The sequence below is a fragment of the Kutzneria sp. NPDC051319 genome (assembly GCF_040682195.1).
Taxonomy (GTDB): Bacteria; Actinomycetota; Actinomycetes; order Mycobacteriales; family Pseudonocardiaceae; genus Kutzneria.
On record NZ_JBFBAM010000002.1, the window covers coordinates 277,584 to 303,867 of the forward strand.

28 protein-coding genes are annotated in these 26,284 nt (G+C 71.2%); 17 read left to right on the plus strand and 11 right to left on the minus strand.

Features of this window, described 5'->3' with window-relative positions:
* Positions 1–5 precede the first annotated feature (5 nt).
* The 3 genes from AB0M73_RS03345 to AB0M73_RS03355 all read right to left on the minus strand — a co-directional run bounded on the left by AB0M73_RS03345 (position 6) and on the right by AB0M73_RS03355 (position 5,096).
* A complete protein-coding gene (locus AB0M73_RS03345; RefSeq protein ID WP_363886227.1) occupies positions 6–3,812 on the minus strand; it encodes an RHS repeat-associated core domain-containing protein in 3,807 nt (1,268 codons plus the stop codon).
* Between the two features lie 103 nt (positions 3,813–3,915).
* Positions 3,916–4,326, minus strand: a complete 411-nt coding sequence (locus AB0M73_RS03350; protein ID WP_363886229.1) for a hypothetical protein — start codon at positions 4,324–4,326, stop codon at positions 3,916–3,918.
* On the minus strand, positions 4,323–5,096 hold the full coding sequence (locus AB0M73_RS03355; RefSeq protein ID WP_363886231.1) for an NAD(P)H-binding protein: 774 nt from the start codon (positions 5,094–5,096) through the stop codon (positions 4,323–4,325). The genes AB0M73_RS03350 and AB0M73_RS03355 overlap by 4 nt, the downstream gene beginning before the upstream one ends.
* 113 nt (positions 5,097–5,209) lie before the next feature.
* Here AB0M73_RS03355 and AB0M73_RS03360 point away from each other — a divergent pair, with 113 nt between their 5' ends.
* Positions 5,210–5,692 carry an Rrf2 family transcriptional regulator gene (locus tag AB0M73_RS03360; protein ID WP_363886234.1) on the plus strand — a complete coding sequence of 161 codons (483 nt, stop codon included), beginning with the start codon at positions 5,210–5,212 and terminating at the stop codon, positions 5,690–5,692.
* A 6-nt stretch (positions 5,693–5,698) separates the two neighbouring features.
* On the opposite strand, the gene AB0M73_RS03365 is transcribed toward AB0M73_RS03360, so the two are convergent.
* Complete coding sequence (locus tag AB0M73_RS03365; protein ID WP_363886236.1) at positions 5,699–6,109, minus strand: cupin domain-containing protein; 411 nt, start codon at positions 6,107–6,109, stop codon at positions 5,699–5,701.
* Positions 6,110–6,372: 263 nt separating this feature from the next.
* Between AB0M73_RS03365 and AB0M73_RS03370 the strand changes: the two genes are divergently transcribed.
* Complete coding sequence (locus AB0M73_RS03370; protein ID WP_363886238.1) at positions 6,373–7,248, plus strand: RNA polymerase sigma-70 factor; 876 nt, start codon at positions 6,373–6,375, stop codon at positions 7,246–7,248.
* On the opposite strand, the gene AB0M73_RS03375 is transcribed toward AB0M73_RS03370, so the two are convergent.
* Positions 7,196–7,963 (minus strand): methyltransferase domain-containing protein, encoded by a 768-nt coding sequence (locus tag AB0M73_RS03375; protein WP_363886240.1) that lies wholly within the window; start codon positions 7,961–7,963, stop codon positions 7,196–7,198. The genes AB0M73_RS03370 and AB0M73_RS03375 overlap by 53 nt on opposite strands.
* A 60-nt stretch (positions 7,964–8,023) precedes the next feature.
* Between AB0M73_RS03375 and AB0M73_RS03380 the strand changes: the two genes are divergently transcribed.
* Positions 8,024–9,349 (plus strand): MFS transporter, encoded by a 1,326-nt coding sequence (locus tag AB0M73_RS03380; protein WP_363886242.1) that lies wholly within the window; start codon positions 8,024–8,026, stop codon positions 9,347–9,349.
* 246 nt (positions 9,350–9,595) lie between these two features.
* Positions 9,596–10,129: a DUF4232 domain-containing protein gene (locus AB0M73_RS03385; RefSeq protein ID WP_363886245.1), complete on the plus strand. Its 534-nt coding sequence runs from the start codon at positions 9,596–9,598 to the stop codon at positions 10,127–10,129.
* On the opposite strand, the gene AB0M73_RS03390 is transcribed toward AB0M73_RS03385, so the two are convergent.
* Positions 10,122–10,496, minus strand: coding sequence for a VOC family protein (locus AB0M73_RS03390; RefSeq protein ID WP_363886247.1), 375 nt, complete (start codon positions 10,494–10,496; stop codon positions 10,122–10,124). The genes AB0M73_RS03385 and AB0M73_RS03390 overlap by 8 nt on opposite strands.
* Before the next feature lie 147 nt (positions 10,497–10,643).
* On the opposite strand from AB0M73_RS03390, the gene AB0M73_RS03395 reads away from it, so the two are divergent.
* The 4 genes from AB0M73_RS03395 to AB0M73_RS03410 all read left to right on the plus strand — a co-directional run bounded on the left by AB0M73_RS03395 (position 10,644) and on the right by AB0M73_RS03410 (position 13,918).
* On the plus strand, positions 10,644–11,594 hold the full coding sequence (locus AB0M73_RS03395) for a patatin-like phospholipase family protein (protein ID WP_363886250.1): 951 nt from the start codon (positions 10,644–10,646) through the stop codon (positions 11,592–11,594).
* 308 nt (positions 11,595–11,902) lie between these two features.
* Positions 11,903–12,349: a MarR family transcriptional regulator gene (locus tag AB0M73_RS03400; protein WP_363886253.1), complete on the plus strand. Its 447-nt coding sequence runs from the start codon at positions 11,903–11,905 to the stop codon at positions 12,347–12,349.
* Positions 12,350–12,711: 362 nt separating this feature from the next.
* Complete coding sequence (locus AB0M73_RS03405; protein ID WP_363886255.1) at positions 12,712–13,398, plus strand: hemerythrin domain-containing protein; 687 nt, start codon at positions 12,712–12,714, stop codon at positions 13,396–13,398.
* Positions 13,399–13,429: 31 nt separating this feature from the next.
* A complete protein-coding gene (locus AB0M73_RS03410) occupies positions 13,430–13,918 on the plus strand; it encodes a hypothetical protein (RefSeq protein WP_363886257.1) in 489 nt (162 codons plus the stop codon).
* Between the two features lie 70 nt (positions 13,919–13,988).
* Here the strand turns inward: AB0M73_RS03410 and AB0M73_RS03415 are convergent, their stop codons facing one another.
* Together AB0M73_RS03415 and AB0M73_RS03420 are read right to left on the minus strand one after the other, a co-directional pair.
* Complete coding sequence (locus tag AB0M73_RS03415; protein WP_363886259.1) at positions 13,989–14,885, minus strand: hypothetical protein; 897 nt, start codon at positions 14,883–14,885, stop codon at positions 13,989–13,991.
* Positions 14,886–14,911: 26 nt separating this feature from the next.
* A complete protein-coding gene (locus AB0M73_RS03420) occupies positions 14,912–15,298 on the minus strand; it encodes a YciI family protein (RefSeq protein ID WP_363886261.1) in 387 nt (128 codons plus the stop codon).
* 52 nt (positions 15,299–15,350) lie between these two features.
* Between AB0M73_RS03420 and AB0M73_RS03425 the strand changes: the two genes are divergently transcribed.
* The 3 genes from AB0M73_RS03425 (at position 15,351) to AB0M73_RS03435 (ending at position 17,342) form a co-directional block, all read left to right on the plus strand.
* Positions 15,351–15,995 carry a GntR family transcriptional regulator gene (locus AB0M73_RS03425; RefSeq protein ID WP_363886263.1) on the plus strand — a complete coding sequence of 215 codons (645 nt, stop codon included), beginning with the start codon at positions 15,351–15,353 and terminating at the stop codon, positions 15,993–15,995.
* A gap of 64 nt (positions 15,996–16,059) precedes the next feature.
* Positions 16,060–16,584 carry a sigma-70 family RNA polymerase sigma factor gene (locus AB0M73_RS03430; RefSeq protein WP_363886265.1) on the plus strand — a complete coding sequence of 175 codons (525 nt, stop codon included), beginning with the start codon at positions 16,060–16,062 and terminating at the stop codon, positions 16,582–16,584.
* Entirely contained in the window at positions 16,581–17,342 is a 762-nt protein-coding gene (locus tag AB0M73_RS03435) for a hypothetical protein (RefSeq protein ID WP_363886268.1), read from the plus strand. The genes AB0M73_RS03430 and AB0M73_RS03435 overlap by 4 nt, the downstream gene beginning before the upstream one ends.
* On the opposite strand, the gene AB0M73_RS03440 is transcribed toward AB0M73_RS03435, so the two are convergent.
* Entirely contained in the window at positions 17,287–18,411 is a 1,125-nt protein-coding gene (locus AB0M73_RS03440) for a HAMP domain-containing sensor histidine kinase (RefSeq protein WP_363886270.1), read from the minus strand. The two genes, AB0M73_RS03435 and AB0M73_RS03440, sit on opposite strands and share 56 nt — an antisense overlap.
* Positions 18,408–19,076, minus strand: a complete 669-nt coding sequence (locus AB0M73_RS03445; protein ID WP_363886273.1) for a response regulator transcription factor — start codon at positions 19,074–19,076, stop codon at positions 18,408–18,410. The genes AB0M73_RS03440 and AB0M73_RS03445 overlap by 4 nt, the downstream gene beginning before the upstream one ends.
* Positions 19,077–19,228: 152 nt before the next feature.
* On the opposite strand from AB0M73_RS03445, the gene AB0M73_RS03450 reads away from it, so the two are divergent.
* The 5 genes from AB0M73_RS03450 (at position 19,229) to AB0M73_RS03470 (ending at position 25,094) form a co-directional block, all read left to right on the plus strand.
* Positions 19,229–19,354, plus strand: coding sequence for a hypothetical protein (locus AB0M73_RS03450; RefSeq protein ID WP_255360866.1), 126 nt, complete (start codon positions 19,229–19,231; stop codon positions 19,352–19,354).
* Positions 19,355–19,422: 68 nt separating this feature from the next.
* Entirely contained in the window at positions 19,423–21,174 is a 1,752-nt protein-coding gene (locus AB0M73_RS03455) for an ABC transporter ATP-binding protein (protein ID WP_363886276.1), read from the plus strand.
* Positions 21,175–21,218: 44 nt separating this feature from the next.
* Complete coding sequence (locus AB0M73_RS03460) at positions 21,219–21,761, plus strand: DUF308 domain-containing protein (RefSeq protein ID WP_363886277.1); 543 nt, start codon at positions 21,219–21,221, stop codon at positions 21,759–21,761.
* Between the two features lie 14 nt (positions 21,762–21,775).
* On the plus strand, positions 21,776–22,369 hold the full coding sequence (locus AB0M73_RS03465; protein WP_363886280.1) for a TetR/AcrR family transcriptional regulator: 594 nt from the start codon (positions 21,776–21,778) through the stop codon (positions 22,367–22,369).
* Between the two features lie 85 nt (positions 22,370–22,454).
* Positions 22,455–25,094: an AAA family ATPase gene (locus tag AB0M73_RS03470; protein ID WP_363886283.1), complete on the plus strand. Its 2,640-nt coding sequence runs from the start codon at positions 22,455–22,457 to the stop codon at positions 25,092–25,094.
* On the opposite strand, the gene AB0M73_RS03475 is transcribed toward AB0M73_RS03470, so the two are convergent.
* A complete protein-coding gene (locus tag AB0M73_RS03475; protein ID WP_363886285.1) occupies positions 25,081–25,509 on the minus strand; it encodes a hypothetical protein in 429 nt (142 codons plus the stop codon). The genes AB0M73_RS03470 and AB0M73_RS03475 overlap by 14 nt on opposite strands.
* Before the next feature lie 248 nt (positions 25,510–25,757).
* On the opposite strand from AB0M73_RS03475, the gene AB0M73_RS03480 reads away from it, so the two are divergent.
* Positions 25,758–26,195 carry a nitroreductase family deazaflavin-dependent oxidoreductase gene (locus AB0M73_RS03480; protein ID WP_363886287.1) on the plus strand — a complete coding sequence of 146 codons (438 nt, stop codon included), beginning with the start codon at positions 25,758–25,760 and terminating at the stop codon, positions 26,193–26,195.
* Positions 26,196–26,284 lie beyond the last annotated feature (89 nt).

Below are 26,284 nucleotides of genomic sequence, written 5' to 3' on the forward strand. Positions count from 1 at the left end.
AGTTCCTATCCTGCCTGCCAGGAGTTGCCGCCCCAGTGGTAGCTGACGCCGATGCCGAGCTCGCTGACCGCTCGGTTCATGGCGCCCTTGCACTGGGGGCACGGGGGTTTCGTGCCGTGGATCTCGACCCTATCGCCCTTGTTCACGGGCAGCCGCCCGGCCAGCGGGTCGCCGGCGATCGGCACTGTCGGGGAGCCGCCGTGCATGCGCATGGAGCGGGCCTCGGTGTGGCTGGCCATGGAGGCGTTGGGGAAGCCGAGCGCCGACTCCTCCTGGAGCTGGTTGCCGCTGCGCAAGCCGTAGTGGTACTTCACATTGCCGTGCGGGTCGTACACCGTGACGTGCGCGAAGTGCGGCTTCCGCTTGGCCAGGCCGAGCGGGTCGATGAACACGAGCGGGTCGTCGACGTAGGCGTACTCGTTGGGCGCCGGGGCCAGGCCGAGCGGGTCGGGGCTGAGGTAGCGGCCTTGTTCGGGGTCGTAGTACCGCAGGTAGTTGTAGTCGAGGCCGGTCTCGTCGTCGTGGTACTGCCCGGGAAATCGCAGCGGGCAGTCGACGCGGGTGCCCTCGGAGGCCGTGGCCTGTCCCCACAGGCTGCTGCTGGCCTGCCACGCTAGTTCGCCGTCAGGGGTGAACAGCTCACGCGGCGAGCCGACCTGGTCGGCGACGATGGCGTAGAACTGCTGGTCGATGGCAGCTTGCGGGGCGGTGGCGGCCCACGACCGCACGGTTTGGGCGGCGGGTCGATCGCCGTCCGGCTCCCAGTCCCAGGTGGTGGTCGTGACGGGCCCGCCGACCCGGCTGTGGGCCTGCTCAGCCAGCTGGGTGCCGTCCCAGACGAACTCGACCTGCTTGGTGACGGCCCCGTCGGGGGCGAGGCGCTGCTTGGCGATGCGCCGCCCGAGCGGGTCGTAGTGGTAGTGCCAGCGGTCGCCGGTCGGCGTGGTGACGGCGAGCAGCCGGTCTTCGGCGTCCCACTCGTAGGTCCACCGCCGCAGCTGCCCGGACAGGGTGCGCCGCAAGCGTTCCACGACCCGGCCCTGCCCGTCGTAGCGGAACTGGGTGCCGTCGGAGCTGCGTAGGCGGGTGCCCTCGTAGCTGCGCCCGTTGATGAGGTTGCCGGTGGCGTCATAGGCGTACTGCTCGTCATCGACGGCGGTGACGCGGCCGCGGTTGTCGTGCGTGAACTGACGCGGGCCGGCCAGCTGATCAACGATGCTGGTCAGGGAGTTGTCCGCGCGGTAGTTGTAGGAGCGGCGCTGGAGCAGGGCCTGCCCCCGCGCCTCGGGGCGCGTGACGGCCTGGGTGTGCAGGCGGTGGTTGGCGTCCCAGGTCTGCGCGAGGGCGACGGCGCCGACCTGGCGATGGAGCTCCCGGCCGGCCGTGTCGTAGCCGAAAGTTGTTGTCTGGCCGGCAGTGTGCAGCGCGAGGGGCTGGTCGTTGGGGTCGTACTCCCACCGGCTGTCCGCCCCGACCGGGGTGCGCCGGCTGAGCCGCCGCCCGGCGGCGTCGTAGGCCGAGACGACCGCGCGGCCGTTGCAGACCTCGGCCAGCGTGCGGCCCAGCGGGTCGCGATCGAACGTCAAGGTGCTGACGGCATTGGCCGCCTGGATCATGCGGCCGACCGGGTCGTAGGCGAACGTCGTGACGGCCTCGCCCGCACGCTGCGAGACGATGTTGCCCAGCATGTCGTAGTCGTACTGCACGGTCTGGCCGGCGCCGTTGGTGCGGGCGACCAGCTGCTCGGCGGCATCCTGTTGGTAGGCCAGGGTTCTGCCGTTGAAGTCGGTCTCGCCGACGAGATTGCCGGCGATGTCGTAGTCGTACCGCCAGACCAGGCCGGCCTCGTTGGTCACGGAGACCAGCCGCAGCTCCGTGTCGTAGGCGTAGGCCAAGCGCGTGCCGTCCGGGCTGATATCGGCCGAGCGCAGGTCGAAATGCGTGATCTCGGCTCGGGCGATGGTGCCGACGGCATCGGTGTACGCGACGAGATTGCCTTCGCTGTCATAGTTCCAGCGTTCGGCGGCGCCGTCGGGCCTGACCCGGGAGGCCAGTTTGCCCTCGATGGTCCACGTGGTGGCGGTGACGCCGCCGGTGGGATCGGTGACCGCGGCGATCCGGCCGAATGCGTCATAGGTGAACGTCGTTGTGGCGCCAAGGGGATCGGTCACGGCGACCGGCAGGCCCGCGGCGTTGGTGTCGACCCGGCGGGTGTGGCCCAGGGCGTCGGTGACCGTCCGTGGATGCCCGAAGTCGTTGTAGGAGAACACAACCGTCGCACCGCCGGGATCGGTGACGCTGAGGAGGTTTCCGACCTCGTCGTAGGACCGCCGCCATACCGCGCCGTCGGGGTCGACCTGCACGACCGGTTGCCCGAAGTCGTTGCACTGGGCCAGTCCCTGGCTGCCGTCCGGGCGGGTGACGGCGGTCAGGTTGCCGGACTCGTCGTACTCGAAGCGGGTGACCCGCCCCAGCGCGTCGGTCCGCGACAGCGGCCGGTCGTAGCGGTCCCACTCGGTGACCGTGGTGCGGCCCAACGGATCGGTGCGGCTGACCACCTGGCCGAGCGGGTTCATGCGGAACGTCGTGGCCGCGCCGAAGGAGTTGGTGTGCGTGGTGACACCGTCGTCGTAGGCGAAGGTGCTGTTCAGGAAGTCGTCGATGCCGGCGCCGCGCACGCAGCGGCCGGCCTGGTCGTAGGTGAACTCGTACCAGCAGCCGATCCGGTCTTCCCAGCGGGTGAGGCGGCCGTCGCCGTCGTAGGCGAAGCGCATCGGCCGGTCGGAGGAGTTGATCACCTCGACCAACCGGCCGGCCTCGTCGTAGCCGTACCGCATGACGGTGATCTCGCCCAGCCGCAGGGCGGTGATCCGGTCGCCCTCGGTGTCGATGTCGATCCGGTAGCCGCCCGAGTGCCGGATGCCGGTCAGCGTGCCGTCGGCGGCGTGATCGAACTCGACGGTGTTGCCGGCGCGGTCGGTGATCGAGGTCAGCGGCCAGCCGTCGCCGACGGCGGAAAACCGCAGTGTGTGGCCGTTTTCCGCCATGGTGACGCGGTAGCCGTCGCCGTCACGCGCGAGCGGCCAGCGCGGGCCTTCCGTCGGCAGGACGACGTCGTCTTCGGGGATCGGGTAGGCCAGCAGCATGCCGTCGGCGGACGCGAAGACCACGCCCTCGGCGTCCACCTCGATCCGTTGGTCCATTGTGGACGCCCATGACGGTCCGAACCACTGCCCGGCGCGGTAGTTGGACAGGTGGGTGCGCTCCAGCTCCAGCGGCAGCGCCGCTGCGAGCCGGAGGTCGAGCTGGGAGTGGATCACCTCGCCGGAGACCATGTCCACCGGGTCGCCCAGGGCCCGCCCCAGCTTGTTCTTCACGCCGCTGGCCGCGTTCTTGGTCCGGCTCAGGGCTCCTCTGAGACCGCCTTTGCCGGACACCTTCTTCGGGCTGCTGCTGCCGCCGTGGGCGTGGGAGGTGACCGGTTCGCCCGGGTGCACCCGTTTGAGCAGGCCCGCGCCCTTGCCGTCGGCCTCTTCGTACAGATCCGCGCTGCGCCCCAGGCGTTGGCCGGCCCCTTCCACGACCCGGCCGCCTTCGTGGAACACCTTGCCGGTGATCTCCACGCCCCGGCCGAACGCCTTGGCCACCACCGCACCGATGCCCGAGCGGTCCCCGCTGGCGTGCGAGACCAGGTTCTGGCCGGCCGACTCCAGCTTCTGCCCACCGGCCGCCAGCTTGCCGCCGAAGGCGCTCAGTTTGCCGCCGGAGCCCCGCATGTGCTCAGGATGGAGGTTGATCTTGCTCACCGGCATCGCCCCCGTCCCCGTGCCGCACGCGACCCGCCGAGAGTAGCCCGGCGGGCCCCGTGAGGCAGCCGAATCCTCGGAGGATCCAGCCCGCGGAGGAACCAACGGGTCAAGCAGCCGCCGCGAGCCGACGGTCCCGCATCACGGCCACCGCGATGGGGGCCAGTCCGAGCAGCGCCACGAAACCGTTGGCGATGGTCAGCACGACCTGCTGCCCGGGGCTGGCCATCTCCATGTTCATCAGGTGGTAGAAGAAGTGCGGCACGGCGAACATCGAGTACGCCAAGGCGGCCGGCACCACGAAGTGGGTGCGGGGCTTGACGATGGCGATGGCCAACAGGAGCGCGATGCCCATGGTGGCCCCGCCGAAGTCGTGGGCGAAGTGGTCGCTGAACGGCGGGTTCAGGTCCACGGTGGGGAAGTTGTCGTAGAAGCCGCGCGGCGCGAACTGGTTCCAGCAGCCGACCACGACCTCCTCGCCGAGGGGGACCACCAGCGGGATCCGGAGCAGGGTGTTCATCGACGTCCCTCCACCTGTCGCAGGTAGTCCGCAAACGTTTGGCTCCCCTGGGTGCAGCCGTCTCGGGGCAGCAGGGCGCCGCCGGCCATGGCCTTGCCGATCCCGCCGGGCAGCCGGACGGGCACCACGATCTTGTGTGACCCCTGGGCCTTGACCAGCCGCCGGGCCATGTCGGCCATCCGGAGCCGCTCGGGCCCGGCGATCGGGGGCAGGTACCCGGCCGCCGGCCGCCCGACCTGGGCGACGAGGGCCCGGGCCACGTCCACGGCGGCAACGGGCTGGGACAGCGAGTCGGGCACTATGGCGAACGGGCCGACGGCGCTGTCGAGCAGCTGCTCGGGGAACTGGTGGAACTGGGTCGCCCGCAGGATGCTCCACGACAGCGGCCCGTTGCGCACGACCTCCTCCTGCGCGCGTTTGCCCAGGTAGTAGCCGAGGGCGACGTCGTCGATGCCGACGATGGACAGCGTGATCACCTGCCGCACGCCGGCGTCGGCCCCGGCGGCCAGCAAGGTGCTCGCGGCCCGGGTGAAGAACTCCACGGCCTGCTTGCGGCGCAGGGTGTTCTTGTTCGAGACGTCGATGATCTCCTCGCAGCCGGCCAGCCGCGCGGGCAGGCCCTCCCCGCTGACCAGGTCGACGCCCTGGGCCCGCGCCAGCACCACCGGCTCGTGCCCGGCCACCCCGAGCTCGCGCACCACCAGCTTGCCGATCAGGCCGGTGCCACCGGCCACCGCCACGCGCATCGCTTCCATCCTCTCGCTCGGCATCGGTTCGACCCTTCGACCGAGCATGGCGGCGAAACGTGACAGCGTGACCGTCCTCACCGGACACGGGCGGGTATTCTTGACGTTCGACGTCCAGGTTCTCTACGGTGGCCGCCGTGCGGTTGAACCAGGGCGTCGAGTGGTCGGTTCACGTCCTGTTGTCGCTGGCCTGGCTCGATGACGACCGGCCCGTGCCCGCGGCCGACCTCGCCGCCAGTTACGACCTCCCGCCGGCCTACCTGAACAAGCAGCTGCAGGCACTCGTGCGGGCGGGGCTGCTGCGGTCGGTACCGGGCGCGCGCGGCGGGTTCCTGCTGGCGCAGCGACCGCAGGACATCACCCTGATGGACGTGGTGGCGGCGATCGAGGGCCGCGAGCATGCCTTCCAGTGCACGGAGATCCGCCAGCACGGCATGGGTGAAGACGCCCCGCGCAGCTCGTTCCGGCGCCGGTGCGCGGTCGATGCCGCCATGCAGCATGCGGAACTCCAGTGGCGCAAGGCCTTGGCGTCACGGACGATCGCGGACATCCGGGCCGAGGCCGACGGCCACGCGCCGTCGGCGGCCCGGATCGCCCGCAAGGCCTACGGGCGCGACTAGAACGGTCTAGAACTGCCGCGCCGACGGATGGCGCAGGTGGTCCCGCTCGCGAATCTCCGCGGGCTCAAGGAAAGTCAGCATCGGCACGTCCGGAGCGCAGGCCATGCACACCACGAACCGGCTGGCGATGTCCTCGCGCAGGTTGCCGGCCTGGTAGTGCACGACCTCGCCGCCGGGCTCCCAGAAGGCCTCGCCGGCCTTGATCGGGTAGGGCTCCTCGCCCTCCAGCTCGAACAGGATCTCGCCCTCCAGCACGTAACCGAAGACGGGACCGGTGTGCCGGTGCGGGCCGGAGCCGGGGTCGCCCGGCGGCACGGTGACGACGCCGACCATGAAGTGCGCGCCTTCGGGCAGGAACGGCGGCGTCTGGGTGAGCAGGTTCTCGTAGGTGCTGCCGGAGTCGGCGGAAAGGATCATAGCCGCAGGGTAATGCCGGTCGAGCGCCCGCCTCTGGACCAGTTCCGCGCCGATACAGTGGTCCACCGAACCTTGACATCGAATATCCAGGTTCTCCGGGAACGGCGACTGTCCGAAAAGGACCTCACGATCACCGTCGTCGGCGCGGGCGAATTGCCGTCACGTCGCTGACCGCCCATCCTTCATCCTCGGACCCCGAGGCCGTGTCACGAATCGGCGCCGTGCGCGGTCGACGGGGTGGAGCCGACGAAGGAGGACGCCCGATGCCCGACGCCCTGGTCCTGTTCGACGAGGTGCGGCCCAGCCTGTTCGGCATCGCGTACCGGATGCTCGGCAGCGTCGCCGACGCCGAGGACGTGGTGCAGGACGCGTGGCTGCGGTGGGCTCGGGCGGACCGGAGCGAGGTGCGCAACGCCGCCGCCTTCCTCACCACCATCACCACCCGGCTGGCCATCACCGCCGTGACCTCGGCCCGGGCCCGCAGGGAGGTCTACGTCGGGCCCTGGCTGCCCGAGCCGGTGTCGACGGCCGACGACCCGGCCCTGGGCGCCGAGCGGGCCGAGGCCCTCGACCTGGCCGTGCTGCTGCTCATGGAGCGGTTGGCGCCCCGGGAGCGGGCCGCCTACGTGCTGCGGGAGGCCTTCGACTACTCGTTCCGGGACATCGCCGAGGTGCTGGAGACCACCGAGGCCAACGCCCGCCAGCTGGCCCGGCGGGCCCGGACCCACTTGGAGTCCGAGCGGCACGCCCCCGTCGACCCCGACTCCCACGGCCGGCTCCTGGCCGCCTTCCTCACCGCGGCTTCCTCCGGCGACCTCGCCAGCCTGGAGAAACTGCTCACCGAGGACGCCGTCTCCCTCTCCGACGGCGGCGGCATCGTCAGCGCCGCCCGCGTGCCCGTCACCGGCCGCGACCACATCGCCCGCTTCATCGTCGGCACCCTCGCCAGGTTCGGCGTCGGCGCCTCGATCTCCGTCGTCTCCGTCAACGGCCGCCCCGCCGTGCTGGCCACCCGCGACGGCGCACCGCTGGTCGTGGCCACCATCGACGCCGGTCAGGACGGCATCCGCCGCCTGCTCATGGTCGTCAACCCGTCAAAGCTGGGCGCTTTCGGCCCAGGAGGTGGAACACGCGGCTGAGGGAGCGGTAGGGGTCGCGGCGGGCGGCTTCGAGCTCGACGGCGGCGATGCGCGGGGCGTCGGCGAGGTCGAGGGTGGCGCCGCCGAACTCGTGCCAGTCGACGAAGAGCCAGACGCCGTACCAGGCGACGGGGTCGACGCCGTTGTCGTCGAGGAGGGCGCTGAGGTCCTCGACCGTGTCGGCGCGGCCGGGGACGCCGAGGACGTTGATCTCGGTGCGGGAGTCGAAGGCGGCCAGGGCGTCGTCCCAGCGGCGTTCCATGGCCGGGCGGACGGCCATGGCGTGGGCGTTGGCGGTCATGATCGAGACGAGCCCGCCGGGTTTGGCGCACGCACAGAGCTGGGCCACCAGGGGAGCGGGGTCGTCGAGGTAGCCGAGCACCCCGTGGCACAGGACGGCGTCGAAACGCTCGTCGATGACCTCGGAGGCCTGCTCGCCGGCGGCGTGGACGAAGGTGACGTCGGCGGGGAGCCGGACGCGGGCCTTGGCCAGCATGGCCTCGGACGGATCGAGCAGGGTCACGTCGTAACCGGCCTGGACCAGGGGCAACGACTGGTGCCCGGCGCCGCCGCCGATGTCGAGCACGGACGCCGGCGGGGGAGGCAGGTGCTCCAGCAGCTGGTGGTGCAGCACGAACGTCCGCACATACCCCTTCACGGAGGCGTAGGCCTCGTCCGCGAACAGGTCGGCCAGACCGGCCCAGGTGTCGTCCACACCAATGATCGTGGCACGTCGGCTGGACCTCCAGCGCGGTGGAGATGTCAGAGTCCACGGGTGACGGTGACGAGGGGGAGCGCGCTGTGGGCGCCGGACCGCCGGGGCGCGACCGCCGGGGTGCTGATCCTGGTGGTGCTGGCGGCGTTCGAGTCGACGGGCGTGACGACGGCGCTGCCGACGATCGTGCACGACCTGCGCGGCGAGGCGCTGTACTCGTGGCCGTTCACCATGTTCCTGGCCGCGCAGGTGGTGGGCAACGTGCTGGGCGGCCGGGTGTGCGACCGTAGGGGGCCGGCGCCGATGCTGGTGGTGGGGCCGCTGCTGTTCGCGACGGGCCTGCTGGTCGCGGGCACGGCCGGCACGATGACGCAGCTGCTGGCCGGCCGGGCGTTGCAGGGTTTCGGCGGCGGCGCGGAGGTCGTGGCGCTGTACGTGATGATCGCGGCGGTGTACCCGGAGCGGGACCGTCCGAAGGTGCTCAGCGTGATGGCGTCGGCCTGGTTGGGGCCGTCGCTGCTCGGGCCGGCCATCGCCGGCGTGCTGACCCAGTACCTCAGCTGGCACTGGACCTTTCTCGGCCTGCTGCCGTTCGAGCTGATCGGCTTCGTGCTGGTGGTGGCCGTGGTCCGGCGGCTGCCGAAGCAGGAGGAACGGCCGGCGCAGCCCCGCCGCGGGCTGATGTCGTCGGCGGTGGCGGCCGCGGTCGGGCTGGCGCTGCTGGGCGGGGCCGGCGAGCTCGGCATCGGGGTTGTCGTCGTCGCGCTGGCCCTGTTGACGCCAGCTGTGCTGGTGCTGCTGCCGAAGGGCACGCTGACCGCGCGGCCGGGGCTGCCCAGCGCGATCGTGGCCCGAGTCCTGATGTCCACGGCGTTCATGGGCTGCGAGGCGTTCCTACCGCTGGTGTTGCAGCAGGTCCACGGCTACGAGCCGGCATGGGCGGGCCTGCCGCTGACCGCGGGCGCGATCGGCTGGGCGTTCGGGTCTTGGCTGCAGGCCCGACGCCCGGAGCTCAGCGAGGGCGTGTTCCTGCGCTGGGGCTTCCTCAGCGTGGCAGTGGGGGTGGGGCTGGTGACCGCGGTCGCGCCGGCCTGGGGTCCGGCGTGGGTGGCCGCCCCGGCCTGGGTCTTCGCCGGCATCGGCATGGGGCTGGCCACCGCGAGCGTGTCCGTGCTGGTGCTGCGCCTGTCGCCGGAGCACGAACGCGGATTCAACACATCCGCGCTCCAGATGTCCGACCTGTTCGCCCAGTCCCTGTCCATCGGCCTCGGTGGCCTGCTCGTGGCCATGTTCGGCCCCACCGCCGGCTGGGCGCCGCTCAACGCCGTTTTCGTGCTGCTCACGGTGATCGGCGCCCTGGTCGTCAGCCGCCGCGCCGCCGCCTGACTCAGGACCAGGCGACCGGCAGCTCGAACACGCCGCACATGGCCGTCAGTTGTCCGCCGCCGACGACCTGGTCGCCTCAGTCGCATTTACCTCTTTACCTGACGTCCAGGGGACGCGCTGGGACACGTGAGGTTGCGTCGGCGAGGCGTATCCCACTTATGAGTGTGCCTCGAACGGGTGAAGGGTAGACCGGATTGTGTACGGAGCGGCACCGCCCGCTCACCCGCTCAGAAGGGAGCATCCCTCATGAACACCGGACTTCGCCGTTGTGTCGCGACCACGGCCGTGCTCGGGGCCGCCGCCGCCGTCGTGCTCACCTCCGCCACCGCGGCCTCGGCCATGCCGACCGACTTCCGGTGCACCTCGGCCCAGGTCGACACCACCATCGTGCCGGGATCGCCGGGCGCCGGCCAGCGCTACGCCTCTGTGCAGTTCACCGCCAAGCCCGGCGTGACCTGCAACTTCCAGGGCAGCCTCCTGGTCTCGCTGGCCGGCGCGCCCGGCGTCGCCGTCGTCAACGACAACTCCGACGCGCCCCTGGTGACCATCTCCGACGGCCAGTCGGCCTCGATGCTGTTGCACTGGACCGGAATCGAGTCGCCGGAGAACCAGGTGCAGCCGGCCAGCGTCACCATCGTCGCGCCGAGCACGACCGATCCCCGCGGCGTGACCAGCGACCCCGACATCACGCTGCCGTGGACCCAGGGCGCGCTGGACGACTCCGCCCAGGCGCACGAGCTGATCGTCGGACCCGTGACCGCCGGCGCGGCCGCTAGCTGATTCGCTGTCGTAGCAAGCAGAACTCGTTGCCCTCGGGATCCGCCAGCACGTGCCAGCTCTCCTGACCCGTCTGGCCGACGTCCGCGTGGCGGGCCCCGAGGGCCAGCAGCCGGGCCAGCTCCGCCTCCTGGTCCTGGTCGGTCGGGCTGACGTCGATGTGCAACGGCAGTTTCACCCTCGGGTTGTCGTTGGTCCGGTCGAAGACCAGGATCGGCTGCGGGCCGCCGAACCCCGTGTCCGGCGGCCCGATCTCCACCGCCTCGCCCTCGCGGTTGATCTCCACGTAGTCCAGCACCTCGGCCCAGAACCTCGCCAGCAGCTCGGGGTCACGCGCCTCGATCACGATTTCACTGATGCGGCAAGCCATCCTCCGAGCCTAGCGGACCGTGACGAAGGACAACGCCCGGATGGAAGCCGCCCTGAGCCCGGCCGAGTTCGCCCGAACGCGCAGCTAACCGCGCCCGCCCGGCCAGGTTCCTTGACCGGCCCGGCCGCGAGTCTGTGCCATGGCGGCATGGAGACCAAGAACGTCGACCTGGTGGTCCAGGGCGGTGGGGTGAAGGGGATCGCGGCGCTGGGCGCGATCCTTCCCTTGTACGACGCGGGATACCGGTTCAACCGGATCGCCGGCACCAGCGCCGGGGCGATCGTGGCGGCGCTGGTCGCGGCGTACCAGCGGGCGGGGGAGGACCTGCACAAGCTGGAGCCGGTGATGCGGGCCATGGACTATGACGCGTTCAAGGACGACTCGCTGCTGGAGAAGGTCGCCGGCAACGTCGGCCGCGGCATCGAACTCCTGCTGCACGACGGCATGTACAGCGGGGACTACCTGTACGAATGGCTCGACCCGCTGCTGACGGCGGTCGGGGTGACCACCTTCGGAGACCTGCGCCTGGACGATCCGGACGGCTCGATGTACGAGTACCAGGCCTATTCGCTGGTGGTCGCCACGACCGACCTGTCGCGGCAGGTGCTGGTGCGGCTGCCGTGGGACTACGACCAGTACGGGCAGCCGGCCGACACACAGCGGATCTCCGACGCCGTGCGGGCCTCGATGTCCTACCCGTTCTTCTTCCGGCCCTACCAGTTCACCACCGGCGCCGGCGCCCAGGTGACGTGGGTGGACGGCGGCCTGCTGGCCAACTTCCCGGTGACCCTGTTCGACCGCAACGACGGCAAGGCCCCGCGCTGGCCGACCTGGGCGGTCAGCATCAGTGCCGCGCCCGCGTTCGTGGACAAGCCGCTGAGTTCGGCCCTCGGCGAGGCCAAGGGCATCGTCGACACGTTCATGTCGGTCGCGAACAACCAGTACCACCTGGACGACGAGGGCATCGGGCGGCGCACGATCACCGTCAACACCAGCGAGGTGTCGTCCATGGACTTCGGCCTGACGCAGGACCAGGCGTCGCTGTTGTTCGACCGTGGTCTGGCGGCGGGCAAGGCCTTTCTGGCCAAGAACGCCTGAATCGTGGAACCCGGGGCCCGCCGAAGTCCCAGACGTCGTCGACGGCCCCGATGTGCAGCTCGCGGGACACGGAACCCCGTTGCCGGGTCGACGGGAATCTGCACCGGAGCGCGCGAACTGCTCCACTCGGGTTTCGATCCACAGTGGAGCGTCACGGAGTTGGTTCAGCACGGTGAACAGTTCGCGTGCTCGGGCATCGTTCGACGTCGAACGGCCGGCCCGCTTGGGGCTGACCTGGCGAAAGTGGTCTCCTCGGACTGGATCGGTCCGCCGGCGGGGCGGCGGCGACAGACAGGGAGGACGGGACCGTGGGCGTTGACCAGGAATCCCGGCACGTCGCGTTGGAGATCGCCCTCGGCATGGTGCGGATCGTGCGTCAGCTGCAGGACGAGACCGGCGAGGTGCTGATCGGGCACAGCCAGATCGCCGCGCTGCACGTGCTGGACCGCACGGGGACGCGCACGCCGACAGAGCTCGGCGTGGTGCTCGGGCTGAGCCAGCCGGCGGTGTCGGCGCTGATCAAGCGGCTGCTGTGCGATGGCCTGATCATCGCCCGCTCGGACCGCACGGACCGGCGCAAGAGCAACCTGATCCTCACCGAGGAGGGCCTGCGCCGCCTGGATTCGCTGCGTGCCGCCATGACCACGACGATGCTAGGCATGGTGAACCTGATGCCGGCGGCCGAGCGGGCCGGGGCGGAGCAGGCGCTGCGGACGCTGCCGACCATCATCTGCCCGCGGGAGCTCCTGAGCTGACGCCAAGCCCGGCGACGGCGGTGACCGGGGTGACCACGGCGGCCGGCCTCAGTGGAGCTGGCAGGGTGGCGACGGATGCCTTGTCCGGCCGGCACAGAAGGTTGCCAGGTTCTTGTAGAGGCGAGATTCGTTGCCATACGACCAAGTCCGATGCGCCGCGAAGGTTCACCGTCGACAATGGAATGACCGGGGGTGGCGCCTCTCGTGCGCGTAGGGTGGCTGTCCGCGCGAGCTGCGTGTCAGAAGTCGAGGTGCTGACCGTTCAGGCACAGAAGCTCGTCGATCACGTGCCGTCGCGGCCCGGACGTCCGGCGGTGCGGCACACTCGACCCGTCACCCCCGGAATTCGGTTGGGATACACCATGACGGACACTCAGCTCGCCAACACGCGCGACATGTACATGATCCACACCTTGCTGCTGCGCGAGTTCGGCGCCATGGCCGCCCTCGTGCGCGGCGTGCCCGACGGCGACACCGAGCGGGTGGGGATCGTCGTCGAGCACATCGAGCTGGTGGCCGATCTGTTGCACCATCACCACAATGCCGAGGACGTCCACATCTGGCCCAAGCTCCTCGCCCGGCTGCCGGAGGCGACCGCTCCGCTCGTGCGCACCATGGAGCGGCACCACCGGGCCATCGAGGTCCTCAACGACGACCTCGGCACCGCCCTCACCGCCTGGCTTTCCACCGCCACTGGCGGCGCGGCCGTGGCCGCCATCCTCGACGAGCTGGTCCCTTTGCTGACCGAGCACCTGGTCACCGAGGAGGACGAGGTCCTGCCGCTCATCGGCCGGTGTGTCACCGCCGCCGAGTGGGAGGAGATGCTGGCCGACGCCTCGTCCGGCCTCGATCCGGCCACCGTGCCGCTGCTGTTCGGCATGCTGGAGTACGACGCCGATCCCGAGATCTTCCGCATGACCGTCGACCAGCTGCCGGCCGAGCTCCGGCCGGTCATCCACGATCTGGCCGGCAAGGCCTACGCCGCCCACTCCGAGCGCCTCCACGGCACCGCGACGCCGCCTCACGCCCCGCGACCCGACCGCGTCTGAGGAGGTCTTCTCCGTGCAGGGACCACGTTCCATGCCCGTGAACGACGAGCAGGCGTTACGGCACCAGCTGGTCGAGCGGGTCCGTTCCCGTCGGGTGGACATCGACGGCTTCCTTGACCGGGCCCGCCCCCGCAACTCCCGCCTGGCCACCATCGGCGTGGTCAGCAGCGCGTTGGCCGCCGTCTGCACCGGCGGCCCCGCCATCGGCGGCGAGACCTTCGCCAAGACAGCTCAGGGCTTTGTCGGCACCGCCAGCGATTCGCCGATCTGGCGCAGCCTGTGCGCGGTGGCCCTGCTCGTCTCCGTCGTCGCCGCCATCTGCACCAACCTCATGCGCTCCCAGAACGCCGTCGCCCGCATCAGCGCCGCCGAAACCGCCAACGCCGAGCTGGACAGCCTCCAGACCATGCTGGAGTTCGGCCAGGTGCGCCTGGACGTCGGCCTCAAGCTCTACCAGCAGAGCATCGCCAAGGTGTCCTTTGTGGACGAGCGCCTCAGCGGACGGCCGGCGACAGGCTAGCCACCACCTCGTCTGCCCACGGCATCGCGGCGATCTCGTTCCCCATGCGCAGCGCCGCGAGGAGCACCGTCTAGCACGCGCAGCGGATGGCGAATTCCTTCTCGTTGCCGTTGATGCTGCTGAGGTTCTCGCCGTGGGCGCCGAGGTTGCCGCGGACGGTGCCGCGAATCTGGTCGTCCACCCGGTAGAGGTCGACGACGAGCTGCTCCCAGTCGCGCGAACCGTCTTCGTCCCACTGGAAAGGCAGCCGGTGCAGCTGCCATGGCTCGTCGACGCCTTGGGCGGCAACGGTTTCCAGGGCGGCGCGGACGATCTCCCGTTGCTGCTCGGGCCGTCCGGGGCGACCGCAGGGGCAGCCGAGGGGAAAGTCGAGGAAGGTCGCACGCGGGGGCTTCACGGCCATGGCGTGCCGATACAGGGTCGTCAAGCTGGTGGTGGGCAGGCCGCGGCGTTCCAGGGCCCGGGCCAACACGCCGGCGGCGTTGTGGCACTGGGGGCAGAAAGGCACTACCAGCACCAGATCGACGTCCATGCCGGCGAACTCGTCGACGATGCGCGGGGCGGTCTCGGTGGCGAGTTCCTCGTAGCGGCTGATGGAACCGACCATGGAGACGGCGTTCTCGGCGTAGTGGGCGAAAACTCCGGCCTGTTCGAGGTCGACCATGGTGTCGCGCGGGTAGGCCACGTTCGGGTCGGCCAGCCCGAACTGGCGGATGGGCGTCTTGTGCGCGAACAGGATGTCGGTGAGCTCGCGGTGCCGGGACAGCAGCCGGTACGACAGGTCGTTGCGCTCGCCCAACCGCATCTGCTCGGGGTAGTAGGCGCCGCTCGTCACGATCAGGCCCACGGAGGCCTCGGCCAACGGCTTGGTCAACGGGGTGAGCTCGGGCGCGTCGAACTCGGGGGCTTCCAGCGCCGGCCCGTGCAGCACGGGACCGGCGACCTTGGCGTCGAAGTCGAAGTGCATGGTCTTGTCCTCCCCAGATCCGGGAATCAGGCGATGCCGACGCGGTTGGCGTCGAGGTCGAGGGTCAGCACGATGCGGCCCTCGTTGAGCTGCCAGCCCCGCACCTCGTAGGCGCGCAGCCCGTCGACGAACAGCGGATCCTGCTCGGCGAAAGCCCGGGCCGCGGCCCGGGAGGGGGCGCGGACGGCGATCATGCCGGAGCCGTCCCAGTCGTAGTCGGCGGCGCGGAACGGCCCGCCCATGAACATCACGCCGTCCCGTTCGAGGCCACGCAGCCACTCCACGTGGACGGCCAGCACGCGCTGCGTGCGCTCGGACTCGATGTCCCACGCGTCGGTGGGGGTGCCGAACAACACGTACAGCGGGAAGAGCCGCAGGCCCAGGTCCGTCAGCACGCTCTCGTCAGTGCTCATATTCGACTATCGTACAGATACTCGAATATTTGTCCAGACTTAGGATGCACGAGTGACGGACAAGGCAACCGCGAACGAGCGGGTGTACAGCGCGATCCGCTGGGAGATCCTGGCCGGCGACCGCCACCCCGGCGAGCCGCTCAAGACCGCTGAGCTGTGCAAACGCTTCGAGAGCAGCGTGGGCGTGGTGCGCGAGAGCCTGCTGCGGCTGGCCGAGCACGGCCTGGTGCAGGTCCGACCGATGCAGGGCTTCCGCGTCCCCGAGCTGACGGCCGACGACCTGCGCGACCTGACCGAGGCCCGCCTGGACATCGAGCCGCTGGCCCTGCGCTACTCGGTAACGCAGGGCGGCGCCGAGTGGGAGTCGCACCTGGTCGGGGCCCATCACCTGCTCACCGTGACCCCGAAACAGGACAACAGCGGCAAGCGCTACAGCCCGGAGTGGGGCAAGGCCCACGGCGCCTTCCACACGGCCCTGATCGCCGGTTGCCGCAACCGCCGCATCCTGGGCATCGCCCAGCGCCTGCGGGACACCGCCGAGCTCTACCGCCGCTGGTCCACCGGCCCGCAGGAAGACACCACGGACGGGCACAGGGGCCTGCTCGACGCCGCCCTCGCCCGTGACGCCGACCTGGCCGTCGACCTCCTGGCCGCGCGGATCCGGGCCACGCACGACGTTCTCAGCCAGCACCTCTGAATCTCGGCGTTGCACATCGGGAGGCGTCGGACATGTGTGGGTGACAACCCCACGAAGGAGAACGATGGCAATCGAGACCGACGCCGAGTTCTCGGCCATGTACCGGGCCCACTACGCGGACGTGCTCGCGTTCGTCCGAAGGCGCACGGTGCAGGCCGACGACGTGGTCGGGGAGACGTTCCTGGCCGCATGGCGGCGACGGCGGGATCTGCCGCCCGACCCGAGGCCCTGGCTGTTCCGCACGGCCCGCAACCTGATGCTGAACGCGGACCGCAGCGCCCGCCGGCAGCGGGCGGTCGCGGTGCGCGTGGCCGAGCACGACCGGGGCGACGGATACGAGCCGATGCTTACGGCCGAGGCCCGCATGGACCTGGTGAAGGCCTGGCGCTCACTGTCCACACAGGACCAGGAGTTGCTGGCCCTGCACGCCTGGGAAGGCCTGTCCGACAAGGAGGCGGCCACGGTGCTGGGCTGCACCCGCGCGGCGTTCAGCATGCGGCTGTCCCGGGCCAAGCGCCGCCTGGCCAAGCACGTCGGCCCCGTCTCCGATCTGCCGATCGCCTTCGCCAACCTGAACGGAGCATCATGAACCGCACCATGCTCGCGGCGCTCGACCCGGCCCCGAAGCGGGAGCTGACCCCGGCCGAGCAGTTCCGCCAGGAGCAGCTGCTGTCCTCGATCCTCGCGGACGCGGCCCCGGTGAAGAGCCTGAAGCGCCGTCGGCCGGTGCGCCGCATCGCCATCGCCGGCGCGCTGGTGGTCGGCGCCGCGGCGGCGGTGATCGTGGCGCCGGTGGCGTATCACATGATCCGGGGCAACCCGGGCGTGCTGTCGGCGGCGGCGATCGGCAGCTGGACCGGCACGGCCGTCCGCGTGACGGCGGATTCCGGCGCACAGCAGTGGTGTGAGCAGCGGGCGACCGGCGATCCCAACGCCACCGGCCCGTTCACGGTCAGCAACGCCGACCTGCGGGGCGAGGTGACGTCGATGATTCTCGCGCGGGGCAAGGACATCACGCTGTGCCTGGTCGGTTCCGACGAGGCCGGCCTGACCGAGGCCATCGACCCCGTCGCCCAGCTCGCCGCGAATGCGGTCATGCTGGACACGGCCGGCGGCCACGGCGACGGCGCCAGCGCCTTCAACTACGTCGATGGCAGCGCCGGATCCGACGTCAAGGCCGTCACCCTGCACGAGGGCGACCGCACGATCGACGCGCTGGTCGACGGCGGCCGGTGGACGGCGTGGTGGCCGGCCGACCCGGCGACCGGCCTGCTCGGCGGGAACGTCACGATCACGCTGAAGGACGGCTCGACGCGGTCGGTCCCCGGCCAGTCGCTGTTCCGCTGACCGGCAGGTCCACGGTGACGACGAGTCCGCCGCCGGGCCTCGGCTCGGCGGCGACCCGTCCGCCGTGCGCGGAGACCACGGCCCGCACGATGGACAACCCGAGCCCCACACCGTCCTTTGTGTCCGTTGCCCGATGGAACGGCTCGAACAGCAGCGCCACCTCGCCGGCCGGCACCTCCGGCCCGGTGTTGGCCACGGTCAGCTGCCCGCCCGCGGTCACACGGATCCACACCGTGCCGCCGGGCACGTTGTAGCGGGCGGCATTGTCGAACAGGTTGCGGAAGACCTGGCTCAGCAGCAGGGCATCGCCCGACATCGCGCACGGCTCAGTGCGCATCTCGACCGTCAGGTCCGAAGGGGCGTCGGCCTCCGCGACCGCGGCCTCCACCACGGTGTCCAGCCGCAGCGGCTCGCGGTGCTCCAGTTCCCTTTCCCCACGGGCGAGTTGCAGCAGACCGTTGATCAGCGCGATCGAGCGGTCGTTGCTGCGCAACAACTCCTGCTTCGCCCGCCGCACCCGCTCCGGATCGGTGGACGACAGCCCGACCTGGATCACGGTTCGGGTCACGGCCAGGGGAGTACGCAGCTCGTGCGAGGCGTTGGCGATGAACCGGCCCTGCACCTGGAAGGCGTCGTCGACCCGGGCCAGCAGGCCGTTGAACGTGTCGGCCAGCTCCTTGAGCTCGTCCTGCGGCCCGTCCAGCGCGATCCGCTCGTGCAGGTTGGCGGTGGAGATCTGCTGCGCCTGCGCAGTCATCGTGTGCACGCGCCGCAGCACGCGTCCGCTCAGCCACCAGCCGAGCACACCGGCGACCAGGCCCAGGCCGAGAAAGGTCAGCAGGGACTGGAGAAGCAAGCCGGTCAGCACATCGCCGAAGGCCGCTTCGGTCGGCTGCGCGGCCATCCGAGGGACGACGACCGCCGGGCCTTCGAGCAGGACCGTCCGCTGTAGACCGAGGATGCTCGACCGGTTCTGCCAGTAGATCAGGCCGACGACTACCAGGCTGGCGGCCAGGAACAGTCCGGTGTGGATGATCGTCAGCCGGGTCCGCAGCGCGATCCGCGTCATGGCTTGTCCCCGCGCAGCCGGTACCCCGCGCCGGCGACCGTCTCGATCACCTGCGGGTCGTCGAGCTTGGCCCGAAGCCGGGACATGGTGATGCGGACGGCGTTGGTGAAGGGATCGGCGTTCTCGTCCCACACGCCGCTGAGCAGCTCCTCGGCGCTCACCACCGCCCCGTCGGCTGCCATCAGCGCGTGCAGCACGCCGAATTCCTTGACCGACAAGGGAACATAGCGGCCGTCCTGCATCACCTGGCGCAGCGCGGTGTTCAGCTCGATGCCGCCGTGCCGCATCACCGGCGGCGCGGCCGGCCGGGCCCGACGGCCCAGGGCGTCGATGCGGGCGACGAGCTCGTCGAAGTCGAACGGCTTGGCCAGGTAGTCGTCGGCGCCGAGGCGAAGCCCGGCCACGCGTTCCCGCACGTCCCCCATGGCGGTCAGCATCAGGATCCGCGCCCGCAGTCCCGTTGCGACGATCTCCCGACACACGTCGTCGCCGTGCTTGCCGGGCAGGTCCCGGTCCAGCACGACGACGTCGTACTCGTCGGCGGCCAGCTTCTGCACCGCCGTCAGGCCGTCGCGGGCGATGTCGACGGCCATCGCCTGCTGTCTGAGGCCTTCGGCGATGAAGGCCGCCAGCACGGGTTCGTCCTCGGCGATGAGCACGCGCATGCCACCCTCCTGACGTTGTGGGCCAACACTGACACAACACGTGTTTCACGCGCATATCGAGGTCGTGAGACGTCGCCGAAACGAGAGCCTCCCTAACGTTGTTCCCATGCCGCCACCGACCGGTGCCGGTCCTACTGGGAGAGGAGACAGAAATGTCCATCCGCATCGTTCCCCGCTGCACGCCCCGCGACCCCGCGCAGACCATCGTGTGGGTCCCGCGCTGCCCGGCGCAGACGGTGATCATCCGGCCGGGCGTGCCGACCACGCCGCGAGGCTGACCGCTCGACGGCCCGCGGCCGCCAACACGGCCGCGGGCCCGTCGGCCGTACACAGGGGAGTGTGCACAGTGGATTCCGTCACGCCGGTGCTGTCGACCCGGGCGGTGTTCCGCCGATTCTGGCCGCTGACCAGGAAGGACCGGCGTTGGCTGACGGTCGGTGCGGCGCTGCTGATCGCCGCGGCCGCCTGCGACTCGGTCGCGGTCTCCATGTTCTCCACCATTGTGGACAGTGCGCTCAAGGGCGGCGACCTCTCGGCGTTCTGGCTGCCCGCGGGCATCTGGGCCGGCGTCGCCGTGCTGTCCGGGGGTCTGGTGTTCGGCGGCCAGTACCTGACGGCCAGATCAGGCGAGCGGTTCCTGCTCAGACTGCGCACCAAGGTGTTCGGGCACCTGCAGAAGCTGACGCCGGACTTCTTCCAGCGGCGACGCCTCGGCGACCTGCTGGCCCGGCTCACCGACGACATCGACACCGTGGAGCGCTTCGTCAGCTCCGGCCTCGTGCAGATCGTGACCGCGCTGTTCAGCGTGGTGTTCTTCGCCGGCTACGTGCTCTACCTGAACTGGGAGCTGGCGCTGGCGGCGTTCCTCGTCGCCCCGGTCTTCGCCGTGATCACCCGCCGCTTCGCCCGCCGCGTCAACGACCGGTCGCGCGAGCAGCGCGCCCAGAACGGCGACATCACCGCGATCCTGGAGGAGAACCTCGCCAACATCGCCGTGGTGCAGGCCTACAACCGGCAGGAGACCGAGGAGAAGCGCCTGCTCACGGCGGGCAAGCGCATGCTCGACACCAACCTGTCGATCGCCCGCCTCGGCGCCTGGTACGCGCCGATCGTGCACATCGCCGAGACCACCTGCGTGCTCGGTGTCGTCGCCCTGGGCACCTGGGAGGTCGCCGCCGGCCGGCTCAGCATCGGCGGCGTGCTGGGATTCGCCGCGATCCTCACGTACCTCTACGGCCCGCTGCAACAACTCGGCCAGCTGCGGGTGATGATCTCCGCCGCCACCACCGGCTCCGAGCGCATCGTCGAGCTGCTGGACGCCCAACCGCCGCTGGCCGACGCTCCGGACGCCGTTTCCCTGGGCCGGGCCAAGGGAAACGTCAGCCTCCGAGCCGTGAGCTTCACCTACCCGGAAGCGACGCGGCCGGCGCTCGTGCAGTGCACTGTGGACGTTCATCCCGGCGAGGTCGTGGCGATCACCGGCGCCAGCGGGGCCGGCAAGTCGACCATCGCCAAGCTGCTGCTGCGCTTCCACGACCCCGACGCCGGCACGATCCGCCTCGACGGTGTGGATCTGCGCGGGATGACCCTGGAGTCCTTGCGCCGCAACGTGGCCCTCGTTCAACAGGAGACACTGATGTTCCACGGCACGATCCGGGACAACATCGCCTATGGCTCCACGACGGCCACCGACCGCGATGTCGTGGCGGCGGCGATGGACGCCGACGCCCATGCCTTCGTCACCGAGCTGCCGGACGGCTACGACACCGTGATCGGGCAGCACGGCCACGGCCTGTCCGGCGGGCAACGCCAGCGCATCGCCATCGCCCGGGCCATGGTCGCCAACACCCCGGTGCTCGTGCTGGACGAGCCGACGGCCAGCCTGGACGGCGAGGCGGTCGACCGCCTGATCGGGCCCCTGCGCCGGCTGACCGCCGGCCGGACCACGGTCCTGATCACCCACGACGCCCGCCTGACGGCCATCGCCGACCGGGTGCTGACCGTGGCCGACGGGCGCCTGGTCGAGGGTCGGTCGGCCGACACCCCAGGGGGTGCACCAGTGGGTGTCACCGGGGCGAGCGGGCCACCCTGGCGGTGAAGGTGGAGTCCGTAAGCAATTCCCTGGTCGAAAGGGTTACGGACATGAGCTCGCTGCGCCGCATCTACCTCGTCCGCGGTCTCGTCGCACTGGTCTGGTCGGGGGCGTTCGCCCTGTTGCACACGCCGCTGACCGGCCTCGTCGTCGCGCTGCTGGTGATCTACCCGCTGATCGACGTGGTGGCCACGCTGCTGGACGTGCGGGCCGGCACCCCCGGTCGCACGCTCCAGGTGTTCAACACCGTGCTCAGCGGCCTGGCCGCGGTCGGGCTGGGGGTCGCGGCGGCGGCCGGCGGCGTCGGGCCGGTGCTGTTCGTGTTCGGCCTGTGGGCGATCGTCTCCGGCCTGGCCCAGCTGGTCGTGGCCCTGCGGCGGCGCAGCCCGGAGCTCGGCCGGCAGTGGCCGCTGCTCATCGCCGGCACGCTGTCGGTGATCGCCGGCGGCAGCTACATCCCGGTCGCCCTTGGCGACAGTCCCTCTCTGGTCGCGCTGATCATGTACACCGCCGCCGGCGGCACGTTCTTCGTGGTCCAGGCGGGGATCCTGGCCTGGAAGTCGCGGCGGGCCAAGGTCAGTCTGGACCGCTGAGTACATTCGACGGCGTGCTCACGAAAAAGGGATCCGCGACCCGGCAGCGGATCATCGAGGCGGCGGCCACCGAGATCAGGGAGCGCGGCGTGGGCAACGTGACCCTGGACGACGTCGGCCGCCGCAGCAACACCGGCAAGAGCCAGCTGTTCCACTACTTCCCCGAGGGACGGGAGCAGCTGCTGCTGGCCGTGGCCCAGCGCGAGGCCGACCGGGTGATCGAGGACCAGGAGCCCTACCTCAGCGGCCTGACCTCGTGGGACGCCTGGCGACAGTGGCGGGACGCGGTGGTCGAGCGCTACCGCCGGCAGGGCGTGAACTGCCCGCTCGGGGCGTTGACCACCGAGATCAACCGCCGCACCCCGGCCGCGCGGGAAGTGACCCGGCAGCTGTTCGAGCAGTGGCGGCACCGGGTCGAGATCGGCATCCGGGAGATGCAGGGCCTCGGTCACATCGACCCCGCCCTCGACGCCTCCGCCGCGGCCTCCGCGGTGATCGCCGCCATCCAGGGCGGCGTGGTGATCCTCATGACCACCGGCTCCTCCCAGCACCTGGAGGCGGCGCTGGACTTCTGCCTCGACCACCTGGCCTGGTTCCGCGCCGCCTGACCACCACTCCACGGATCCGGCCACTCCGTAGGCCCGGATTTCCTGGACGGTGGGTGTCCGCGTCGCCGCAGGTAGGCTCGCCGACGTGCTGCTGGGACGACGACGCGAGCAGGAAACCCTCGACCGGCTGCTGAGGGACGTGCGCGGCGGCCACAGCCGGGTGCTGGTGCTGCGGGGCGAGGCCGGGGCGGGCAAGACGGCGCTGCTGGACTACCTCGCCGACACCCTGCCCGGTGACAGCGTGTCCCGGGCCGTCGGCGTCGAACCGGAGAGCGAGATCGCCTACGCCACGGTGCAACGGCTGTGCGCGCCGCTGATGGGGCACGTGGACCGGCTGCCCGAGCCGCAGCGGCAGGCCCTGGAGATCGGCTTCGGCTTGCGCTCGGGCCCCACGCCGGACATGCTGCTGATCGGGTTGGCCGTGCTTGGGCTGCTGGCCGAGGCCGCCGCCGAGCGGCCGCTGCTGTGCGTGGTGGACGACGTGCAGTGGCTGGACCGGATGTCCGAGGTGATCCTCACCTTCGTCGCCCGGCGCCTGGACGCCGAATCCGTGGCCCTGGTGTTCGCGGCCCGCAGCCCAGGCGACGAGCAGCTCCTCGGCGGCCTGCCCGAGCTCCGCGTGGCCGGCCTGCCGGACGCGGAGGCCCGCGCGCTGCTCGATTCCGTGCTGCCGGGGCCGGTCGACGCCCGCGTGCGGGACCGGATCGTCGCCGAGACCCAGGGAAATCCCTTGGCGCTGCTGGAACTTCCGCGCGGCCTGTCGCCGGCCGAGCTGGCTTTCGGCTTCGGCGGGCGGACGGCGACGCCGATCGCCAACCGGATCGAGGAGGGTTTCCAGCGGCGCATCGCCGAGCTGCCGGCGGACACCCAGACGTTGCTGCTGGCCGCGGCCGTCGAACCGCTCGGGGACGTGCCGCTGCTGTGGCGGGCCCTGGCCCGGCTCGACGTCGGCGCGGAGGCCGCCGCGGCGGCCGAGTCGGCGGAGTTGCTCCAGCTCGGGGCCCGCGTCCGGTTCCGGCATCCGCTCGTGCGGTCGGCCGCGTGGCGGTGGGCCACGCCCGCCCGGCTGCGGGCGGTGCATCAGGCCTTCGCCGACGTCACCGATCCGGGGCAGGACCCCGATCGGCGGGCCTGGCACCGTGCCCACGCCACGGTCGGCCTGGACGAGGAAGTCGCCGCCGAGCTGGAGGAATCCGCCGACCGCGCCGGCGCTCGCGGCGGGTTTGCCGCCGCCGCGGCGTTTCTGGAGCGGGCCGCGGAGCTGACCGCCGACCCGAAGCCTCGCGCCGCGCGGGCACTGGCCGCGGCCCAGGCGTGTTTCGCCGCCGGGAATCCGGCCCGGGTGCCGGAGTTGTTGGCCGCCGCCGAACTCGGCCCGCTGGAACCGTTGCACCAGGCCGGTGTCGAACGGTTGCGGGCGCAGGTGGCCTTCGCCGTCAACCGGGGCCGGGCCGCCGGGCCGCCGCTGTTGGCCGCCGCCCGGAAGCTGGCGGATCTCGACCTTCCCGCCGCACGAGACACCTATCTGACGGCGTTGGGCGCGGCCATCCACGCCGGTGACGACCTCACCGTCGCCGCCGAGGCCGCCCGGGCGCTGCCGGCGGGGGAGGACCCCGCCGGGCTGCTGCTGACGGCTTTGTCGACGTGGGCGCTGGACGGAGACTCCGCGCAGCTCGGGGCCGCTTTGAGCGACGACCTGGGCCTGCTGTGGCTTACCGCCCCGGCCGCCCAGGAGGTCTGGGACGCCGACGCGTGGCGCCGCATCACCGAGTCCGCGCTGGCCGCCGCCCGAACCGCCGGGGCCCTGTTCGTCCTGCCCACGGCGTTGACCGCGCGGGCGGGCGCGCTGGTGGCCGATCTCCGTCTTGCCGACGCCGCCACGCTGCTCGACGAGGCCCGCAGCCTCCGCGAGGCCACGGGGCTGGCTGGTGATCCCGCCGCAGGATTGCTGCTAGCGGCGTTGCGGGGACAGGAAAAGCCGGCGGTGGAGCTGTTCGAGGCGGTGTCCCGGGACGGCGCCGATCGCGGCGAGGGCCGGCTCACGGCCATGGCCGATCACGCTCGCGCTGTGCTGAACAACGGCCTTGGCCGCTACGCCGTCGCCCAGGCCGCGGCGGCGAAAGCCGTGGGGCACTTCGGTATTTCCCCGTGGACGGAGCTGGTCGAAGCCGCCGCGCACGCCGGTGACATGGCGGCCGCCGCCGAGGCCCGTGACCGGCTGGCCGAGCGCACCGGACCGGCCGGCACCGACTGGGCCCATGGCGCGCAGGCCCTGGCCGACGCCCTGGTCACGCCGGCCGACGACACCTTTCGGGCGGCAATCGACGGTGTGCCGCTCGGCTTGCCGGCGGCCCGGGCCCGGCTGCTCTACGGGGAGTGGTTGCGCCGCGACAACCGCCGCTCCGACGCCCGGGAGTTCCTGCGCTCGGCCCATGAGGCGTTCCAGGCCGCCGGGGCCGCCGCCTTTGCCGCCCGCGCCGCCCGTGAACTCACCGCCACCGGCGAAACCGTCCGCAAACGCACCGGTCCGGTCGTCGAGGAGGAGCTCACGCCGCAGGAGTCGCAGATCGCCCGACTCGCCGTGGTCGGCAAGACCAATCCCGAGATCGCGGCCGTGCTGTTCCTCAGCCCGCGCACCGTGGAATGGCACCTGCGCAAGGTCTTCACCAAGCTGGGCATCGCCTCGCGGCGGGAGTTGGCCGGGGCGCTGACTACTCAGCCCTGAGCGCGGCGGCAAAGGACTTCCTCAGGCTGGCCGGGCCGATCACCGGCAGCGCGGCGGCGAGCAGACGCTGCTTGAAGTTGTGCGGCTCCCGGGTCAGCTCCACGTCCACCCGCGTCCCTTCGCCGTCCGGGGTCAGCTGGAACACCCAGCCGCCGCCCACGCCGAACAGCTTGGACTCGTGCGTCGCCACGGTGACCCGGCCCCGGTCCGCGTCCCACTCGTAGCGGGCGCGTTCCCAGGCCGCGGCCGTGCCCTCGGTCACCTCGGCCCAGGTGTCGCCGACGGCGTGCACCTTGTAGTGGTCGGTGTCGATCGAGGGCCAGTTCTGGGCCCGGGCCGGGCCGAAGTCGGTGAGCACGGCCATGGCCTGCGCCGGGCTGAGCGTGGAGACGAGGTGGAAGCGCGTGACGGACATGGGTTTTTCCCTTCCCTGTTCTGCTTGCGGTGACAGGGAAAAGCATCGCCCGCGGCCGGGCTCGTTCGCCCCAGGGAGGTCCCTGGCCCGTGCCCTGGCGCACGGGGTAGGCACGGGCAGCCGGTTCGACCTGAACAGACAGGGCTGTCTGCTTCGCCGGCCGCCGGGGGCTACGCTGAACGCTGCGGGACGCCGCGCGTCTCAACGCGAACACCACTCGGTTTCTGTCCCATGAGGGAGCGTTCACCATGCCCGATTTCGACAATCCCATCGACGTCAGCGGCGGCGACTGGATCGAGGACCACCTCCGTCGCTACCTTGCCACCGACGGTGCGGACGGCCACATCGAGCAGGGTGCGACGACGCTGCTGCTGACCACGATCGGCCGCCGGTCGGGCCAGGCCCGGCGCACGCCGCTGATCTACGGCCGGGACGGCGACGACGTGCTGCTGGTCGCGTCCAAGGGCGGCTCACCGAAGCCCCCGCTGTGGTACTCGAACCTGCAGGGCGAGCCGCGGGCGCGGGTGCAGATCCTGGGCGAGGTGTTCGACGTCGTCGCCCGTGACGCGGACGCCGACGAGAAGCCCCGGCTGTGGAAGCACATGACCTCGATCTGGCCCGCGTACGACGACTACCAGGCCAAGACCGACCGCGACATCCCGATCGTCATCCTTCGGCGGGTCTGAGCCCGGTGTGGGGGGGGGGGGCGGCGGGGGCCCACCCCCCCCCCTCGCCGTGGCGGCCCCGCCCCCCCCCCCCGGATGGGTAATAAGCC

Excerpts from the sequence above, each read along its gene's own strand:
- AB0M73_RS03395 (WP_363886250.1), top strand. The coding sequence starts at position 10,644 with ATGGAGACCAAGAACGTCGACCTGGTGGTCCAGGGCGGTGGGGTGAAG.
- AB0M73_RS03430 (WP_363886265.1), top strand. The coding sequence starts at position 16,060 with ATGGCAATCGAGACCGACGCCGAGTTCTCGGCCATGTACCGGGCCCAC.
- AB0M73_RS03475 (WP_363886285.1), bottom strand. The coding sequence starts at position 25,509 with ATGTCCGTCACGCGCTTCCACCTCGTCTCCACGCTCAGCCCGGCGCAG.
- AB0M73_RS03385 (WP_363886245.1), top strand. The coding sequence starts at position 9,596 with ATGAACACCGGACTTCGCCGTTGTGTCGCGACCACGGCCGTGCTCGGG.
- AB0M73_RS03420 (WP_363886261.1), bottom strand. The coding sequence starts at position 15,298 with ATGAGCACTGACGAGAGCGTGCTGACGGACCTGGGCCTGCGGCTCTTC.
- AB0M73_RS03440 (WP_363886270.1), bottom strand. The coding sequence starts at position 18,411 with ATGACGCGGATCGCGCTGCGGACCCGGCTGACGATCATCCACACCGGA.
- AB0M73_RS03435 (WP_363886268.1), top strand. The coding sequence starts at position 16,581 with ATGAACCGCACCATGCTCGCGGCGCTCGACCCGGCCCCGAAGCGGGAG.
- AB0M73_RS03450 (WP_255360866.1), top strand. The coding sequence starts at position 19,229 with ATGTCCATCCGCATCGTTCCCCGCTGCACGCCCCGCGACCCCGCGCAG.
- AB0M73_RS03345 (WP_363886227.1), bottom strand. The coding sequence starts at position 3,812 with ATGCCGGTGAGCAAGATCAACCTCCATCCTGAGCACATGCGGGGCTCC.
- AB0M73_RS03365 (WP_363886236.1), bottom strand. The coding sequence starts at position 6,109 with ATGATCCTTTCCGCCGACTCCGGCAGCACCTACGAGAACCTGCTCACC.
- AB0M73_RS03480 (WP_363886287.1), top strand. The coding sequence starts at position 25,758 with ATGCCCGATTTCGACAATCCCATCGACGTCAGCGGCGGCGACTGGATC.
- AB0M73_RS03415 (WP_363886259.1), bottom strand. The coding sequence starts at position 14,885 with ATGCACTTCGACTTCGACGCCAAGGTCGCCGGTCCCGTGCTGCACGGG.
- AB0M73_RS03460 (WP_363886277.1), top strand. The coding sequence starts at position 21,219 with ATGAGCTCGCTGCGCCGCATCTACCTCGTCCGCGGTCTCGTCGCACTG.
- AB0M73_RS03350 (WP_363886229.1), bottom strand. The coding sequence starts at position 4,326 with ATGAACACCCTGCTCCGGATCCCGCTGGTGGTCCCCCTCGGCGAGGAG.
- AB0M73_RS03410 (WP_363886257.1), top strand. The coding sequence starts at position 13,430 with ATGCCCGTGAACGACGAGCAGGCGTTACGGCACCAGCTGGTCGAGCGG.
- AB0M73_RS03370 (WP_363886238.1), top strand. The coding sequence starts at position 6,373 with ATGCCCGACGCCCTGGTCCTGTTCGACGAGGTGCGGCCCAGCCTGTTC.
- AB0M73_RS03405 (WP_363886255.1), top strand. The coding sequence starts at position 12,712 with ATGACGGACACTCAGCTCGCCAACACGCGCGACATGTACATGATCCAC.
- AB0M73_RS03390 (WP_363886247.1), bottom strand. The coding sequence starts at position 10,496 with ATGGCTTGCCGCATCAGTGAAATCGTGATCGAGGCGCGTGACCCCGAG.
- AB0M73_RS03445 (WP_363886273.1), bottom strand. The coding sequence starts at position 19,076 with ATGCGCGTGCTCATCGCCGAGGACGAACCCGTGCTGGCGGCCTTCATC.
- AB0M73_RS03355 (WP_363886231.1), bottom strand. The coding sequence starts at position 5,096 with ATGCCGAGCGAGAGGATGGAAGCGATGCGCGTGGCGGTGGCCGGTGGC.